The sequence below is a fragment of the Bombilactobacillus sp. ESL1187 genome (assembly GCF_058107155.1).
Genome location: NZ_JBYLTZ010000001.1, coordinates 608,360 through 624,487 on the forward strand (window position 1 = coordinate 608,360; position 16,128 = coordinate 624,487).

Below are 16,128 nucleotides of genomic sequence, written 5' to 3' on the forward strand. Positions count from 1 at the left end.
ATAATTTTACGAATTAATCCGCGTTTACTTTTGTAAAGCTTGATATAGTGATTGTAATTTCAGCCCCGTCTCTTTTTGCTCTGAAACAGCCTGGGAATCGGCTACAATCCCCGCTCCAGCAAAGAAAGCCAATTGCTGATCTTTGATTAAAGCGCTCCGAATACCAACCGCAAATTCGCCGGTTTGTTGAGCGGATAAATAACCAATGGGGGCCCCAAATAAACCACGAGCATGGGGTTCCAACTGCCTGATTAATTCTACCGCTAATTGTTGGGGCATCCCGCCTAAGGCGGGCGTTGGATGCAATTGTGCAATAATCGACCACGGTTGAACTAGGCCGCGACCTGTAATCGGGGTGTACAAATGTTGCAAATTAGCAGTAGTTAAGATTTCTGGCGTCGCTGGTGCTTGCACCGTCAGTTGCGCTTGCTGTAAAACTCGTTTAATCCCTTGAACTACTATATCATGCTCTTGGCGGTTTTTGGCATCATGTAATAATTCGTGGGCCAATTGTGTTGCCTTTTGTTGATCAACATCATTGGCAATCGTACCAGCCACTGCACCGGTTTGTACCATCTGCGCTTGGAAACTAGCTAACCGCTCCGGCGTAATACTAATAAAACTGGCTCCTGGCACACTTAATAAAATATGATATCCTGGTTGCTTTTGACTCAAATAAAGCCAAACTGCTACCCAGTTGGTAGCCGCACATTGAGCCGTAGCCTGTCGTGCTAAAACTACCTTTTGTAATTGTGTTTGCTTAATTTGTGCTACTGCTGTTGCTACGGCAGTTGACCATTGATCCACTGCCTGCTCTCGATAATTAACTAATTGTACCGCCTGGGGTGCCAAGTTCGGTAACTGCAAAATAGTGTTAATAATTTCGTTTAACTTGGTTTCATCCGTGGCAATTACTGTTAACTGCCATTGTTGAGCTGTTTGAAAAAAACTGACTGCTGGGATGAAGGCAATTCCGTTTTGTAAAGCGCCCCAAGTTGAGTTCCGGGGATCTTTCGGATCAAACAAAAAACTACCAACTAATTTAACATCTTCCCAACTACTAGAAGGTGTTAACTGTAACGTCGTGTGAGCTTCTTGTAATAAATTTTGTGCTGCACCCATAGTAATTGGTTGGGAACTCTTAGCCTGCAAAACGCTACCAGCCGTAAATAATTGTTGCGTGCGCGGCGGATTTTCCCACAAAAAAATTTGGGTCTGCTGCGCCAACCACTGCAAAATTTGGGAACGTTGAATTTCAGGCGGTAAAACTGTTGTATATACTTTTAATTGTGTCATGGATTGCTTCTCTTTTCTATCATACAATACTGCGACAAAAACCGGTTAAAAGTTGAGGATTAACCTAACCTAAAAGCTTAAGTCGGTCTTTGACTTGAGTTTTTAGGTGTAGTTAAACGCAAACTTTTGGTTTTTGGAGCGCTAATAAACACACTGCGACAAGTGTCGCTTAAAAGCCGCGGACTAACCTAGAATAAACAATTAAGTTGCGGTTTTTAACTTGATTATTTATTCGTAGTTAGACACAGGCTTTTGACACTTGGAGCGCTAGATCAATACTGCGACCAGCAGCGCTTAGAAGTTGAGTATCGCCTAGATAAAGGACTTAAGTTTTGCTTTGTAAACTTGAAGACTTATTCGTAGCTAAACGCAGACTTCTGCTGCTGGGAGCGCTAATAAAAACACTGCGACAAAGGCTGTTCAGAAACTGAGCACTAACCTAGACTAAGACTAAAGTTGGTTTAGGCTTTAGTTCTTAGGCGTAGTTAGGCACAAGTTTCTTGCCTTTGGAGCGCTGGATCAATATTACGACAAAAGCTAAGAACTAATAAACACACTGCACTTCATATCGCTTAACGACCAAATATTTTTACACAATAAAAAAACCAGCTACAATTGCCGCTGGTTAACTTAATTATTTATTGAATTGGTTTTAGTTAATTGCCCGCACACCAAATGATGGATAGAAGTAACCAGAAATTGTGGAAACTTGAACACCTTGACCAGGTTGTGGAGCATGAATGTATTGATTATTACCAATGTATAAACCAACATGATAAGAATTACCTTGTGAACCCCAGAAAACTAAGTCACCAGGTTGTAAATCATTTACAGAAACCTTCGGACCAGCACTTTCTTGCGCTACTGTGTAACCACCAATATCGACACCTAAAGCTTGTTTAAAGACGTAATACATTAAACCGGAGCAATCAAAGGAATTTGGTCCTTTAGCGCCCCAAACGTAAGGCTTACCGCCTTGAATTTGTGCCATGTTAATTACTTTTTGAACTTTCGCATTCCGGGCTTCTGTCATGTCTGTAACATCATTAGCTGGAATCCAATCATTTTGACCTAAGTTATACCATTGACCATCAGCACTAATTTGTGTCACAGCCCAAGAAGATCCGTTCGAAACATATTGTCCAGTTAAAGTGCCAGCATTATTTGGTTGGCTCCGCAAACCGACTTGATTGTTGCTAGTAACAGTCACACCATCACCAACATTAGCAGCTTGTGCGTCTTGATTATGACTTAAAAATGTAGAAGTAGAAATACCAATAACACCTGCAGCAATTAAACTAAGAAAATGTTTTTTAGAAATCATGAAAATTGTTCGCCTCCGAGAATAAGTAACAAGTTATTTTTACGAGAATTGATTTGAATTTAATTTGGAAATAACTTAACAATCAAAATAGTACACTTCTTACATTGCAATCATGTTACAAACAAACAAACAAACCGTTACAAATCCCGAATTTTATGACATCTTTGTAATCAATTGATCAATGGTCTGCTTTAATTGGGGCCAAGCATCATTAGTCAAAACCAGCGCTGTACCTTTTAAAGCCTTCGGCAGTTGCAAGTCACGCGCAAATTCTTGACTGGTTAACCGCTGGTGAATCGCTGCCGTTTGATCTCCACGCTGCAACAGCCGTTGCTGTAAAACTTGCCGATCAGCAGTTATAAACCAAATGACTACTTGCTGGGGATAAGCTTTTAAATACGTTAAAGCACCTTTAGTGTCTAAAACGATACTAACTATCTCAGCTTTCGCAAAAGCCCGCTGTAAGCCCTGGCGCGAAGAGCCATATTGATGGTGAGCATATGTAACTTGTTCTAGATAATCATTTAAGAGAAAACTCTGGGGCGTCTCAAAATAGTAATCCACACCATTTTGCTCGTTAACGCGTTGCGGACGCGTCGTATGCGTTACAACACTCGGAATTTGGTATGCTTGCGTCAAATAATGACTGACGGTCGTCTTACCTACACCGCTCGCACCGGTAATAACAATAATCTTTTTCATTAATTTACTCCTTTTCAATTGTTCAATTAAAGAACCCAGGCCCAAAGTAAGCCTTATTTTTATCGTTTCAACTTCCAATTAACGACCGGATAATCCTTCTTTGGCAACTATCTGTGGTAAGATAGTACTTAAGAATTCTACCGACCAGGAATTCTGGTAGCTCTATCTTTTTAAGCTACTGTTGCTTGATAGTGCTCAACATTTGGCGTACAGTCTTTCCAAGAATTTTACCAAAATGGGAAAACACCAAGCATGGTGCACTATCAATGGTCCCCGTTTAAACTCAAAACCAACTCCACGTTTAATTAGTCTAGGAGGAACTACACATGAAAATTGCCAATATTAAAGTCGGCGACAAATTACAAGGTTCAGTCGAAGAAGATTTAGAAAAGCCCTTCGTTGGCACGGTTGAAAAGATCTATACCAATGCCGTTTTATTAGATATTGAAGACTTTGATCCACAAGATAGTGATAACGTCGTTGAACTGAACCATAAAATTGTGATTAATGCTCAAAATTTGAAAAAGCTGCCCAAAAAAGCAGCTAAATAAATAACCATAAGAAAAGTTCCTCAATTTGACTCATTCAATAGTCATTGAGGAACTTTTTTAATCCAATGTTTTAACAAAAGTGGTTCCAGGAATACGAATCAATGCATAATCCGTCGCGACATTACCGGCATGAACGCCTAAGCCGTTGCGCCAGTTATTCTTATAATGAGCTACCATCATCATCACATATGCTTGCTGATATTTTTGATCATAGCGTTTCGTATTTGGCCACGGATAGTTCTTCGCGTTTAAACTAGCTGATTGATTACCATCTAAAACTGAGGCATTATTGCCCGGAATACTGTACTTAGCTCCTTGGACCCAATAATTATAATACTTAACCGTTTTTTTATTGTCTGCTGACTTAACTTCTACATAATAACCTTGACCATTCTTGGTCTGCATCACTAGAGGTTTAACCGTATAGCTCAATTGAACGCGCTGTGCATCTTTCACATCAACTTTATCTAAAAAAGTCATATAAAACATAAAGCCCACTAACACAAAAGCGCCAATAAACTCACAAAAATCCCAGCAGACATTGCCTAATGAGTGGTGCTTGCGGTGCACGACAATCATTTTTAAATGACGGCGTCGAATATCAAAGATAATCACCGCTACCAAACAAAAAACAATTAACCACGCGCCAACCCCTAATAAATTCCAGTTTAATTGCATCCTGCTTTCTCCAAACTCCAGATAAATTTAATTAGATTTATTATAGCTCACTTTCACACTGACTGCACTGTCCAAGTCTAGTGAAAACCTTCCGACCTACGTAACTGTCATCAGCGTAATTGAAAAAAACTTAATAAAAAAATCACTTGACTTATGCAGCGAACAAATGTTTTTTATTTTTTTCTTACCCAAAATCCAAGCCTGGCAACCACACTATCATGTGGTTCGATTTCGAATCAAACACAATATATTGTATTTTGACTAGTAGGGTTTTATAATTGGGCTCAGTTATTCCGATCAAAAGTTCCGCAGCAACAACTGGTTAACTAATGCCAGTACAACTCAACTGTGAAACTTTTAATCGAAAATTGATCGGTGCGCACTACCGTGATTTTTTCATCATTAAGGAGGTTTTTTCATGAATCAATCAGTAAAGATTTTTACCAAAGATGGCTGTATACAATGTAAAATGACCAAACGTTTTTTGAATGATCACCAAATTCAATTTGAAGAACATAACATTAATCAACAACCTCAGGCCTTAACTTACCTCAAACAGCAAGGATTTCAAAGCGTCCCCGTCGTGGTCACGGATAGTCAGCCCCCGATCATTGGTTTTTGCCCGAGCGAATTGAAAGCACTGGTGCAATAATGCAAATTGCTTACTATACAATTACTGGTCAAACCCGCCGTTTTATTCAAAAAGTTAAGCTACCTGCTTACGAGATTAATGATGCTAATCCTTATCACGTCATGAACGGTCCGTACTTGTTAGCTGTGCCCGCTTATGATGACAATATGATGGATGCGGTCATTGACTTTTTAGGTTTTCAAAATAATGCCCAACAATTAGTCGGTGTCGTCGGCAGTGGTAATCGCAACTTCAATGAACTCTACATTCATACTGCCAAAGATATCGCTGCTGGCTTAGGTGTCCCCGTTGTTTTCGATTATGAATTTAACGGCACCGCGGCCGATGTTAAAAATTTCAGGAAAGTAGTGGAGCAACTTGAGTCTAAACAACATTGATATCGCTAAAGTTAATTACTTTAAACTAAATAACGAATTAAATATTCCGGTTAACGGACAGATCCCTTTAGATCGTGACCAAGCCGCACTCCAGGCTTTCTGGCAAGAAAATGTTCAACCTAATCTGAAAATGGAACCAGATATATTAAGCCAGTTACAAAAGTTAGTGCAAGCTGATTATTTAGAAGCAGCTTTTTTAAAGCAATACTCGCCAGCTTTTATTAAAGAACTTTACCAATATTTACTGCAACAACATTTTCAGTTTAAATCCTTTATGGCTGCTTACAAATTTTACAATCAGTATGCGTTAAAAACCAACGATGGTGCCTACTATCTAGAAAATTATGAGCTCCGGGTGTTAAATAATGCTTTATATTTTGCAGACGGTGATGAGCAACTCGCACACCAATTAGCTGATGAAATGATTCATCAACGTTATCAGCCCGCCACGCCTTCGTTTTTAAATGCGGGTAAAAAGCGCCGTGGCGAGTTTGTTTCGTGCTTTTTAATCCAAATAACTGACGACATGAATTCCATCGGTCGTAACATCAACAGTGCATTACAATTGTCGCGCATTGGCGGCGGTGTGGGTATTACCTTGTCTAATTTGCGAGAAGCTGGCGCCCCTATCAAAGGGGTCGAAGGTGTTTCGAGCGGTGTTTTACCCGTGATGAAATTATTGGAAGATAGTTTTAGTTACAGTAATCAATTAGGGCAGCGTCAAGGAGCAGGAGCTGTTTATCTCAACGTTTTTCATCCCGATATTTTAGACTTTTTGTCTGCTAAAAAAGAAAATGCGGACGAAAAAATCCGTGTCAAAACCCTCTCCTTAGGCATTATTGTCCCTGATAAATTTTATGAATTAGTGCGCCAAGACGCGCCAATGTATTTATTCAGTCCTTACAGTGTGGAACGCGAATACCACCAGCCCTTTTCTTACGTCGACATTACTCAAGAGTATGACAAGTTAGTGGCTAATCCCAAAATCAAAAAATATCAGATTCAGGCACGTGATTTAGAGCTAGAAATTAGTAAATTACAACAAGAATCTGGCTATCCTTACATTCTAAATATTGATACCGCCAATCGCCACAATCCAGTGGCGGGCAAAATTATTATGAGTAACCTGTGCTCCGAAATTCAACAAGTCCAAACACCATCTTTATTAAATGACAAACAAGACTACGTGCAATTGGGACAAGATGTCAGTTGTAATCTTGGTTCGACGAATATTCCCCAATTAATGACTAGTCCAGACTTTGGTCAATCCGTGCGCGTCATGACCCGTGCTTTGACTTTTGTCTCCGATCATTCACAAATTGACGCCGTACCGTCGATTAAACACGGTAACGAGCTGAACCACGCCATCGGCTTAGGGGCGATGGGGTTGCATACTTTCTTAGCAACTCACCAGATTGAGTATGGCTCACCACAAGCCCTCGAATTTACCAGCGTTTATTTTATGCTCTTAAATTATTGGACTTTGGTCGAAAGCAATCAGATTGCCCGTGAACGACACAGTATGTTTCACGATTTTGCCAAATCCAAGTACGCTGACGGTTCTTATTTTGCGAAATATACGCAGCGCTCCTTTGCGCCGCAAGATCCCCAGGTGCAAGCTTTATTTAAAGATATTTTTATTCCTACTCAAAAAGACTGGCAATTATTACAACATAAAGTCCAAGCGACTGGTTTGTACAATGCCTACCGCTTAGCCGTGGCTCCTACGGGTTCAATTTCTTATATTGATGATACTAGTGCCAGTTTGCAACCAATTACCTGGTTAGTGGAAGAACGCCAAGAAAAAAAGAACGGCAAATTATATTTCCCAGCACCACATCTGACTAACGATACTATTCCTTACTATCGTTCTGCCTATGATACCGATATGCGCAAAGTCATCGACACCTACGCCGCTGCGCAAGAGCATGTCGATCAAGGCTTAAGTCTCACTTTGTTTATTCGTTCCAGCATTCCGGAAGGTATGTACGAATGGAAAACGCCCGCTGAGGAGAATAAACAAACCACCAGAGATTTAACTATTTTGCGTAATTATGCCTATTACAAAGGGATTAAATCACTTTATTACGTGCGTACCTTTACCGATGATAACTCAGAAATTGGCGTAAATGAATGTGAAAGCTGTTCAATCTAACAAGTTGTGACAAGAAGCGTTTAACAGTTGAGTATAGCCTAGATAAAGGACTTAAGTTTTGGTTTTTAAACTTGAGAACTTTATCGTAGCTAGACGCAAACTGCTGCTTCTGGGAACAAAATTTAACCAAGTTGTGAGCAAAACTGGATAAAAGACGTAGGCTAACCTAGATTAAACTTTTAAGTTTTGGTTTGAACTTGAAAGTTTAATTGTAGTTAGACATAGGCTTTTAGTTTTGCGAACACAATTAACAAGTTGTGACAAAGAGCGTTTAAAAGACGAAAAGCTAACCTAAACCACTAAAAAGTCTGCATTTGACTTTTTTAGTGGATGTAGTTAGATAGAGTCTTTTGCTCTTTGGAACACGATTTAAACAAGTTGTGACAAGAAACGCTTAGCAGCTGCGGATAATCTGCCAAATTAAGTACTATGCTGAGATTCTCTGGAACTATTATTCTAAGAAGGGATTTATTATGGCGAAAACATATTATCAAGCAATTAATTGGAACCAAATTGAAGACCAAGTTGATAAGGCCACTTGGGAAAAATTAACCGAACAATTTTGGTTGGATACGCGCATTCCGCTATCCAATGATCGTGATGACTGGCGTGAATTAAGTGCTGTAGAACATACTGTCGTCGGTCATGTTTTTGGCGGCTTAACTTTACTGGATACCTTACAGTCACAAGATGGAGCTGCCGTTTTACGACAAGATGCGCGCACTCCCGAAGAAATTGCTGTTTTCAACAATATTCAGTTTATGGAATCAGTTCATGCTAAAAGTTACTCATCAATCTTTAGTACGTTAAATACTGCCGAAGAAATTGAAGAAATTTTTGATTGGACGAATCATAATGAATTTTTGCAAAAAAAGGCCTACATCATTAATAATTTGTACCAAAATGGTGATCCTCTGCAAAAGAAAGTCGCATCCGTCTTTTTAGAAACTTTTCTCTTCTACTCTGGCTTTTATACACCGCTTTATTATCTAGGTAATAATAAGTTAACCAATGTGGCCGAAATTATTAAACTGATTATCCGCGATGAATCTGTGCATGGTACTTATATCGGCTACAAGTTCCAGCTAGGCTTTCAAGAATTATCCGAAGCAGAGCAAAGTAAGTTCCAAGATTGGATGTATGATTTACTGTATCAACTGTACGATAATGAAGAAAAGTATACTGCTCAACTCTATGATGAAATTGGCTGGACCCAGGAAGTTAACTGTTTCTTACGCTATAATGCCAACAAAGCTTTAATGAACCTTGGCCAAAACCCCTTGTTTGCGGACGGTAATGCAGAAAATGTAAACCCAATTGTAATGAATGGGATTTCTACCGGAACTAATAATCACGACTTCTTTTCCCAAGTCGGCAATGGCTATCTTTTAGGCAAAGTCGCCGCAATGAAAGATTCTGATTACGAGATCGGACGCAATTAAAATTGTCATAAGAAACTACCGACTTATACTTTTGACGCATATAAAGAGAAAATGGTCGTATTAATACGACCATTTTTTTATTTCTGCTTTCCACCATATCGCAGAGCAAAAGATGATTAATTTAAAAAATTTCCACCCCGTAACTGAACAAATTTTCAACATACAAGAAATAAAACCAAATATAAAATAATCAATTATTGCGTAATTAATTATTTGTCAAAATTATTTTGATAATTTTGACTGCTTTTTAAAAAGGTACAATAATTCATAAACGATTGAACATTGAACTATGATAGCGCTTTAGTTATAATGAGTTTGCTAACAAGGAGGTTAACAAAATGACTTTAATTACTCATCCAGCTATTCAAACCATCAAAGTAGAACAAATTCTCAATGCTTTATGCGAACCCCTACGTTTACAAATTATTGCATCATTAAAGCAAAATGGTGAAACCCCTTGCTGTGAGTTCGACTATTTAGGTAAAAAAAATAATCTCTCACATCATTTAAAAGTCCTCCGTGAAAATGGTTTAATTCACGTGCGCATCGACGGTCGACAACGCTTCATTAGTTTGCGCAAATCTGAATTAGAACAAAAATTTCCTCATTTAATTGATACTATTATCTATAGCTACTTATGTAATATTTAAAGTAATCTTTAGGCAAAGCAGCCAAAACAAAAATGCTCGTATTATGACGTGATCTCTAAAATCCAAGAATTTTTTAGAAATCTATCATTGATACGAACATTTTTTCTTTTAGGCAATACAGAGATCAAAAGTTTAGATTGAAAATAGTTATCGCTAAGCTGCTAAGTAGCTTTTATATTAGCCCTTTCAATCCTTATAACATTTCATGCGCTGTGGGCATAGACTTTTGACCGCCCGTTCGACTAACTTTAATTGCTGCTGCCTTGTTACCATATTCAATTGCAGCTAATAAATCTTTATGTTGCGCATAGTGAACTGCCAACCCAGCGGCAAAAGTATCCCCTGCACCCAAAGTATCAACTGCTTTAACTCGATGAGCAGCAATAAAATCAATTTGCCCTGCATGATACACCAAATTACCCTGACTACCCATCTTAATAATGACATTTTCTACCCCTTGAGCAGCAATTATTTTAGCTGCTTGGAGTGCAGTTGCTTGGTCAACAACTTTGATACCAGTAATTTTTTCTGTTTCTTGAATATTTGGAGTAACACAATCTGCATAAGGTAAAGCTTCTTTAAAAAAGTTATCTGCCGGAGCGGGATCCAAAATCACAAACATGCCTTTCTTTTTAGCACTTTTTAGCGCTGACATAATAGACTCAGGACTAGTCTCCATCTGTAAGAGAAGTACTGGAGCATCAATTTCTGCCATTGCCTTATCAATATCAGCTGTAGTTAATGTTGCGTTAGCTCCTAAAGTCCCAACCATGGTATTTTCACCTTGGTCATCCAACCAAACAATAAAACTACCGGTACCTGTATCAGCACTTTGTTTAATATACTGGGGGTCAATATCAAAATCTTTCAAATTTTGAATCATCTGTTGACCACTACCATCTTGACCAACAGCGCCCATAAAAGCTAATTTACCACCTAAACGTGCTACCCCGATGGCTTGATTAGCTCCTTTACCTCCAGGTAAAGTTTCTACACTTTTAGCAGTCATTGTCGCACCATAAGCAGGGTATTTTTCGATCCTTGCCTTAATATCAACATTAATACTACCTAAAACCGCAACATCGTATTGCATTCTTTAATCCTCCTGTAACCATTCACGAGTTTTGTCTACGTTTTGTGTTAAAGAGCTTCCGGCATGGTAAATAGAACTGGTTCCGCCAACAAACCAATCAGCTCCCGAAGCTACGCAGCGTGGTATTGTTTGTTGGCCTAAATTGCCATCTACTTCAATGGCAACATTTAATTTGGCAGCTTGGATTTTCGATTTTAATTGTTCAATCTTAGAATACATTTCAGGAATAAATTTTTGACCAGCAAAACCGGGATTCACAGTCATTAAGACTACATAGTCAACTACTGGCAAAACATAATCTAACACATTCAAAGGGGTCGCGGGATTAATCGCCACTCCGGCTTTCATACCAGCATTTTTGATAGCTACCAAAGTTCCCTGCAAGTTATTAGTTGCTTCAGCATGGATGGACATCATATCAGCGCCAGCTTGTTGAAATAAAGTGACAAAACGCTCCGGTTGTTGGACCATTGTGTGAATATCTAATGGTTTAGTTGTTAGCTGCCGCACTGCTTGTACAAAGTCCGGACCCAAAGTAAAGTTGGGTACAAAACTACCGTCCATAATGTCGATATGATAATAATCAACACCAGCAGTATCCAATTCTTGTACATCACGCGCTACATTACCTAAATTGGTACACATTAAAGATGGTGCAATTTTTTTATTCATTATTGATCTCCTTGGGAGTTGATTCTCTTGAAATATATTTTGGTGTTAAAAGATATTGGTGTGACTCAGCTGATTGCAATAATTCTTGAATCATTAAATTAAAATAATCTGGTTGAAACTGTTGCACGGAGCTTAATCGCGGATTCGTATACTTACCTAAATCGGTATTATCATAACCTACTATTTGTAAATCTTGCGGTACCACTAGGTTATGATCTTGACATGCCCGTAGTGCACCGACAGCCATAGCATCATTAGAACAAACAATTCCCGTACAATGAAAATTGTGCTGCAAAAATTGATCAATTTGCTGATAACCACCTTGAAAAGTAAAGTCGCCATACAATACGGCTAGAGAGCGACCCTGACTTTCATTAATAGCCCGCAAATAGCCCTGGTAGCGATCCTTGGAACTTTGTTCACCAGCTGGACCAGATAAAAAGAGCAACTGCGCCTGTGGATTATTATTTAAAACTGCTTTAGTTGCTAAATATTCACCTTGAACATGATCAATTCCAATTGAAGCATAAGGATGTTCCAAATTTGTCCGATCAATTGTAATTGTGGGAATGCCACTTTGTTCTAACTGATCTAAATCACTACGCTGTACATATAAAGAGTTGATAATAGCTCCTGCTACGTAGTTATCTTGCATTGTTTCTAAATAATACTTAACTTTATCTCGATCGTCTTCACTATTGCACAAATAAATTTGATAGCCTCGACTATTAGCTGCCACTTCAATTTGCTGCACTAATTCACTAAAAAAAGGATTTTTTAAATTAGGAATTAATAACGCAATTAAGTTAGAACGGCGACTAGATAAAGCTTTAGCAGTACGATTAGGGCGATAATTTAAATCTTTGATTAAATTTTCAATTTTTTTCACCGTTTGGGGACTAGCTTCCCCTTTCCCGTTCATTACTCTTGAAACTGTTGCTGTAGAAACACCAGCCAAGCGTGCAATATCTTTTAAAGTTGTCATTTTTAAGCCTCAATTTATTCCGTAACCGATTACGGAAACTAGAATAGCGTTTACAACAAAATTTGTCAAGTGTTATTTAAATTTGCATTTTGGTTTCGAAAGCGGTATATTTTGTTTAATCTCAATTTACGTAACCGGTTACTCACAATTTCATAGAATTGGAGTAACATTATGATTAATACAATTCGTGCTGGTTTTAACTTTTTTATTGGTTTAGGCGGATCAGCCATGATGTTTTTTATCATTACTATCCTTGCCCTCTGCTTTGGTGTTAAATTTTCTAAGGCAATTGAAGGCGGCCTAAGAATGGCCACCGCTTTAACTGGAATGAGTGCCGTCATTTCATTATTGACTACTTCATTTGGTCCAGCCTTAAATGCTTTTGTTAAATCAACCGGCGTCAATCTAACAATTACAGATTTAGGTTGGGCCCCGCTAGCTGTCATTACCTGGGGATCTATTTATACACTATATTTTGCTTTTTTAGAGATCTTAACTAATCTCGTAATGCTCTTTTTAAAATGTACCAATACTTTAAACGTCGATTTATTTAACATTTGGAACGTGTCAATTCTTGGTTTATTAATTCATCACTACTCTGGTAATAACATTTTTATAACTTCACTCTTTGTTGTCATCATTGTGATGTTGATGTTGTTTAACGCAGATGCCATTAAACCGACCATTAACTATCTATTAAAATATGACGAAACTAACATCACTACAACGGCGCATCCATCGTTATTAATTATGCCTTTAGCCATGGTAATTAATAAACTCATTGATTTATTAATTCCTTTTGTAGATAAATTTGATTTTAACGCTGACACACTTAATGAAAAAATTGGCTTTTGGGGAAGCAAATTTGCTATTGGTGCTTATTTAGGAATCTTTATTGGTCTATTAGGTCACCAAAGTGCCGCTCATATTTGTTCCCTAGCCTTTACTGCTGGTGTTGCTTTAGAATTATTTGGTTACGTCGGCGATTGGTTTGGACCTGCAATTGAACCTTTGTCTGGTGGTATCCAAAAATTTATGAGTTCTAAACTACGTGGTCGAAAATTATTTGTGGCGATCGATTGGCCCATTTTAGCTTCACGAGCTGAAATTTGGGCAGTGGCTAATATTTTAGCTCCTATCATGCTAGTTATTGCCATGGTCTTGCCAGGTAATAAAGTTTTACCATTAGGTGGTATCATTTTGACGGTCTTAACTCCTGCATTATTACTGGTAACTCAAGGTCGTGTCATTAGAATGACAATTATCGGTACGGTTTTAGTACCACTTTACCTTTGGGGAGCAACTGCAATTTCCAAGTTTATTACTTCCACTTCGATTGCCATGGGTAACTTTCCTAAAGGCTTATCCAAAGGACAAATGTTTAGTTCCATTGATTCTGATCCCATTGAAAAATTTTTAGCAATTCTTTTTGGTAAAACTTTCAAAAGTTGGGATCCCAAATTGATAGTGATTTCTTTAGTAGCAATAGTAGTTTATGCTTTAGTATTTATTTGGTATCTTAAAACTATTAAAAAAGTTCGTTTTCCAAAAGAAAATTAATTCACAAAAATAACCTTAAGTCAAAACAACTTAAGGTTATTTTTATAGTTCAGTTAAGTTCACCTACCGATTAGCTAGATAACCGCCAATCATCGCAAAAGCTAAAATTACTAAAACTAAAGTAGTAATAGCTACATATAAATAATCATGTTCCTTAAAGAAAGCATAAATGGAAACGACCACACGTAACACGGGGGTCAAAATCAATAAAAAGACACCTAACATCATCACGGCAAAAGGTTTGAATTGAATGATGCCCTGATAAATCGCACTAAAGGTGGTTGGATGACTCTGCCCTGGATAACCACTATTACCTTGAATTAACATCATCACAATCCCTAAAGCCATCACAATGACGGAAATAATTACCCCAACACGCAAAATTTTACCAATGATTAATTCAATATCCTGCATCTCATCTTTTTTCATTTAAATGTTCACCCCAAATCCTTTTAAGAACATTTGTAAACCTAAGTACAATAAAATTGGAATAAAGATAATCCGGATTACTTTCGGATGTAAATGCTGCATAATGCGACTACCAATCATCGCGCCAAAGACCACTCCTAAGGCTAATGGTACCGCAATATTTGGTAAAATCGTTCCGTTAAAGAAGTACACTGTTGCACTGGCCGCCGCAGTCACACCCATCATTAAATTACTGGTGGCACTAGACGGCTTGAGTGGCATCTTCATAATGTTATCCATCGCAATCACTTTAAAAGCACCACTCCCGATGCCTAATAAGCCACTGGCAATGCCGGCAGCTAACATCATCAAGAAACCACCCGGAACATTTTTGACTTGATAGTCCACTGGCTTTTGTAAAGCCTTATCATAGTAGCTACCATTTAGTCGTAATTTTTGCGATAAATAATCCGGTTGTACCTCTTGGTCACTTTTAGCAGACTTTTTATTCATGAGCTTTTTAATCATGTTGTAGCAAGATTGGAATAACAAAAAGCTAAATAAGACATATAAAACTGCTTTGGGGATAATCCCATTTAAAGCCGCACCAGTTACCGCACCGACTGTCGTTGCAATTTCTAAGAACATGGCAACCCGTAAGTTCAACATTTCATCCTTTAAAAACGAAATGGTCGCTCCGGAACTGGTAGCAATGACGACGATAATACTGGCCCCAATCGCGTACTTAATATCTAAGCCCATCGCGATCGTCAAAATTGGTGTGACAATCATGCCACCACCAATACCTAAAATTGAGCCTAAAGTTCCCGCTAATAAACCAGTAATCAACATTATTAATAAATTACTTGTCGTAATCATGATTTCTTTGCAGCCTCTTTTGTTTGAGTTTGATTAGTAATCGCCTGTCGACATTGATCAATAATTAGTTGCACAATGGCAGCTTGTTGTTGCTGTAAGTCCGCAGCATCTGTGGCCACTTGATCAATCCGTAAGTGGGAAGCATTAATAAATTCACAGCTCGTTACTAAGTAAAACGCTAATTCTACTTGTTCGTCCCGATCAAAAAAATGACTCACTTTGGCAGCGTCTTGCCACGGCAAGTTTAAAGGACTGAGCTGTAAATTACAAACCATCGGAAAGCCTAGTCCTTCAATGGTTAACTCCCCTTGCGCTAAATAACCACCATTTACTGCTTCTTCCAGTTGCTGGGTTAATTGCTGAAGCGCTAGCGTTACTTTACTGGCGGCTAAACGCTTCGTTAATTTAATCGTTTGCTGAAAAGTTTGATATTCTGCGTTCGCAATTTTATCTTGAAATTGCTGAATTGTCATTTTCATATAATAACCCTCTTTAATAATCAAAATTATTATATTACTGTGCCACGCTAGTTGCAATTATCACTATCTTAGATAGATTAACCTAGCTGGTTTGATTGTTCAGTACTCATTTAAATTAATTTTGTATGAATAAGTCAATAAAGTTCTCATACTCTTTTCACTTATGATCTAGTTTGTGCTATGATATAGGCTTAAACAATTCGATTGTCATAGACCTAATAGGAG

Annotated in this window: 17 protein-coding genes; 7 read left to right on the plus strand and 10 right to left on the minus strand. The window is 38.1% G+C overall.

What is annotated here, in order from left to right:
- Positions 1–24: 24 nt before the first annotated feature.
- From AC3B5B_RS03105 to AC3B5B_RS03115, 3 genes are all read right to left on the minus strand, one after another.
- Positions 25–1,296 (minus strand): isochorismate synthase, encoded by a 1,272-nt coding sequence (locus AC3B5B_RS03105; RefSeq protein ID WP_489769266.1) that lies wholly within the window; start codon positions 1,294–1,296, stop codon positions 25–27.
- A 652-nt stretch (positions 1,297–1,948) separates the two neighbouring features.
- Positions 1,949–2,620 carry a C40 family peptidase gene (locus AC3B5B_RS03110; protein WP_489769267.1) on the minus strand — a complete coding sequence of 224 codons (672 nt, stop codon included), beginning with the start codon at positions 2,618–2,620 and terminating at the stop codon, positions 1,949–1,951.
- 153 nt (positions 2,621–2,773) lie between these two features.
- Positions 2,774–3,322: an AAA family ATPase gene (locus AC3B5B_RS03115; RefSeq protein WP_489757023.1), complete on the minus strand. Its 549-nt coding sequence runs from the start codon at positions 3,320–3,322 to the stop codon at positions 2,774–2,776.
- A 326-nt stretch (positions 3,323–3,648) separates the two neighbouring features.
- Between AC3B5B_RS03115 and AC3B5B_RS03120 the strand changes: the two genes are divergently transcribed.
- Positions 3,649–3,873 (plus strand): DUF2187 domain-containing protein, encoded by a 225-nt coding sequence (locus AC3B5B_RS03120; RefSeq protein ID WP_489757022.1) that lies wholly within the window; start codon positions 3,649–3,651, stop codon positions 3,871–3,873.
- Positions 3,874–3,930: 57 nt separating this feature from the next.
- Here the strand turns inward: AC3B5B_RS03120 and AC3B5B_RS03125 are convergent, their stop codons facing one another.
- A complete protein-coding gene (locus AC3B5B_RS03125) occupies positions 3,931–4,551 on the minus strand; it encodes an LVIS_2131 family protein (protein WP_489769268.1) in 621 nt (206 codons plus the stop codon).
- A gap of 418 nt (positions 4,552–4,969) precedes the next feature.
- Between AC3B5B_RS03125 and nrdH the strand changes: the two genes are divergently transcribed.
- The 5 genes from nrdH (at position 4,970) to AC3B5B_RS03150 (ending at position 9,827) form a co-directional block, all read left to right on the plus strand.
- A complete protein-coding gene (gene nrdH, locus AC3B5B_RS03130; RefSeq protein ID WP_489757020.1) occupies positions 4,970–5,203 on the plus strand; it encodes a glutaredoxin-like protein NrdH in 234 nt (77 codons plus the stop codon).
- Entirely contained in the window at positions 5,203–5,580 is a 378-nt protein-coding gene (gene nrdI / locus AC3B5B_RS03135) for a class Ib ribonucleoside-diphosphate reductase assembly flavoprotein NrdI (RefSeq protein ID WP_489769269.1), read from the plus strand. Before nrdH ends, nrdI begins: the two co-directional genes overlap by 1 nt.
- The gene (nrdE, locus tag AC3B5B_RS03140) at positions 5,576–7,735 is read left to right on the plus strand and encodes a class 1b ribonucleoside-diphosphate reductase subunit alpha (protein WP_489769844.1); all 2,160 of its coding nucleotides are present in this window, start codon (positions 5,576–5,578) and stop codon (positions 7,733–7,735) included. Before nrdI ends, nrdE begins: the two co-directional genes overlap by 5 nt.
- 473 nt (positions 7,736–8,208) lie before the next feature.
- On the plus strand, positions 8,209–9,177 hold the full coding sequence (nrdF, locus tag AC3B5B_RS03145; protein ID WP_489757017.1) for a class 1b ribonucleoside-diphosphate reductase subunit beta: 969 nt from the start codon (positions 8,209–8,211) through the stop codon (positions 9,175–9,177).
- Between the two features lie 338 nt (positions 9,178–9,515).
- On the plus strand, positions 9,516–9,827 hold the full coding sequence (locus tag AC3B5B_RS03150; protein ID WP_489757016.1) for an ArsR/SmtB family transcription factor: 312 nt from the start codon (positions 9,516–9,518) through the stop codon (positions 9,825–9,827).
- A 193-nt stretch (positions 9,828–10,020) separates the two neighbouring features.
- Here AC3B5B_RS03150 and AC3B5B_RS03155 read toward each other — a convergent pair whose 3' ends face one another.
- The 3 genes from AC3B5B_RS03155 to AC3B5B_RS03165 are packed head-to-tail and all read right to left on the minus strand — an operon-like array spanning position 10,021 to position 12,577.
- Positions 10,021–10,920, minus strand: a complete 900-nt coding sequence (locus tag AC3B5B_RS03155; RefSeq protein ID WP_489769270.1) for a ribokinase — start codon at positions 10,918–10,920, stop codon at positions 10,021–10,023.
- A gap of 3 nt (positions 10,921–10,923) precedes the next feature.
- Entirely contained in the window at positions 10,924–11,592 is a 669-nt protein-coding gene (gene rpe / locus AC3B5B_RS03160) for a ribulose-phosphate 3-epimerase (protein ID WP_489769271.1), read from the minus strand.
- A complete protein-coding gene (locus tag AC3B5B_RS03165) occupies positions 11,585–12,577 on the minus strand; it encodes a LacI family DNA-binding transcriptional regulator (protein ID WP_489769272.1) in 993 nt (330 codons plus the stop codon). The genes rpe and AC3B5B_RS03165 overlap by 8 nt, the downstream gene beginning before the upstream one ends.
- 171 nt (positions 12,578–12,748) lie before the next feature.
- On the opposite strand from AC3B5B_RS03165, the gene AC3B5B_RS03170 reads away from it, so the two are divergent.
- Entirely contained in the window at positions 12,749–14,137 is a 1,389-nt protein-coding gene (locus tag AC3B5B_RS03170) for a PTS transporter subunit IIC (protein ID WP_489769273.1), read from the plus strand.
- Between the two features lie 63 nt (positions 14,138–14,200).
- On the opposite strand, the gene AC3B5B_RS03175 is transcribed toward AC3B5B_RS03170, so the two are convergent.
- The 3 genes from AC3B5B_RS03175 to AC3B5B_RS03185 are packed head-to-tail and all read right to left on the minus strand — an operon-like array spanning position 14,201 to position 15,903.
- Complete coding sequence (locus AC3B5B_RS03175; protein ID WP_489757015.1) at positions 14,201–14,566, minus strand: DUF1634 domain-containing protein; 366 nt, start codon at positions 14,564–14,566, stop codon at positions 14,201–14,203.
- Entirely contained in the window at positions 14,567–15,424 is an 858-nt protein-coding gene (locus AC3B5B_RS03180; protein ID WP_489757014.1) for a sulfite exporter TauE/SafE family protein, read from the minus strand. It lies immediately after the preceding gene.
- Complete coding sequence (locus AC3B5B_RS03185; protein ID WP_489769274.1) at positions 15,421–15,903, minus strand: hypothetical protein; 483 nt, start codon at positions 15,901–15,903, stop codon at positions 15,421–15,423. The genes AC3B5B_RS03180 and AC3B5B_RS03185 overlap by 4 nt, the downstream gene beginning before the upstream one ends.
- Positions 15,904–16,128: the final 225 nt, after the last annotated feature.

Excerpts from the sequence above, each read along its gene's own strand:
- AC3B5B_RS03180 (WP_489757014.1), bottom strand. The coding sequence starts at position 15,424 with ATGATTACGACAAGTAATTTATTAATAATGTTGATTACTGGTTTATTA.
- AC3B5B_RS03170 (WP_489769273.1), top strand. The coding sequence starts at position 12,749 with ATGATTAATACAATTCGTGCTGGTTTTAACTTTTTTATTGGTTTAGGC.
- AC3B5B_RS03185 (WP_489769274.1), bottom strand. The coding sequence starts at position 15,903 with ATGAAAATGACAATTCAGCAATTTCAAGATAAAATTGCGAACGCAGAA.
- nrdF (WP_489757017.1), top strand. The coding sequence starts at position 8,209 with ATGGCGAAAACATATTATCAAGCAATTAATTGGAACCAAATTGAAGAC.
- AC3B5B_RS03150 (WP_489757016.1), top strand. The coding sequence starts at position 9,516 with ATGACTTTAATTACTCATCCAGCTATTCAAACCATCAAAGTAGAACAA.
- rpe (WP_489769271.1), bottom strand. The coding sequence starts at position 11,592 with ATGAATAAAAAAATTGCACCATCTTTAATGTGTACCAATTTAGGTAAT.
- AC3B5B_RS03105 (WP_489769266.1), bottom strand. The coding sequence starts at position 1,296 with ATGACACAATTAAAAGTATATACAACAGTTTTACCGCCTGAAATTCAA.
- AC3B5B_RS03110 (WP_489769267.1), bottom strand. The coding sequence starts at position 2,620 with ATGATTTCTAAAAAACATTTTCTTAGTTTAATTGCTGCAGGTGTTATT.
- AC3B5B_RS03165 (WP_489769272.1), bottom strand. The coding sequence starts at position 12,577 with ATGACAACTTTAAAAGATATTGCACGCTTGGCTGGTGTTTCTACAGCA.
- AC3B5B_RS03115 (WP_489757023.1), bottom strand. The coding sequence starts at position 3,322 with ATGAAAAAGATTATTGTTATTACCGGTGCGAGCGGTGTAGGTAAGACG.
- AC3B5B_RS03155 (WP_489769270.1), bottom strand. The coding sequence starts at position 10,920 with ATGCAATACGATGTTGCGGTTTTAGGTAGTATTAATGTTGATATTAAG.
- AC3B5B_RS03175 (WP_489757015.1), bottom strand. The coding sequence starts at position 14,566 with ATGAAAAAAGATGAGATGCAGGATATTGAATTAATCATTGGTAAAATT.
- AC3B5B_RS03125 (WP_489769268.1), bottom strand. The coding sequence starts at position 4,551 with ATGCAATTAAACTGGAATTTATTAGGGGTTGGCGCGTGGTTAATTGTT.
- nrdI (WP_489769269.1), top strand. The coding sequence starts at position 5,203 with ATGCAAATTGCTTACTATACAATTACTGGTCAAACCCGCCGTTTTATT.
- AC3B5B_RS03120 (WP_489757022.1), top strand. The coding sequence starts at position 3,649 with ATGAAAATTGCCAATATTAAAGTCGGCGACAAATTACAAGGTTCAGTC.
- nrdH (WP_489757020.1), top strand. The coding sequence starts at position 4,970 with ATGAATCAATCAGTAAAGATTTTTACCAAAGATGGCTGTATACAATGT.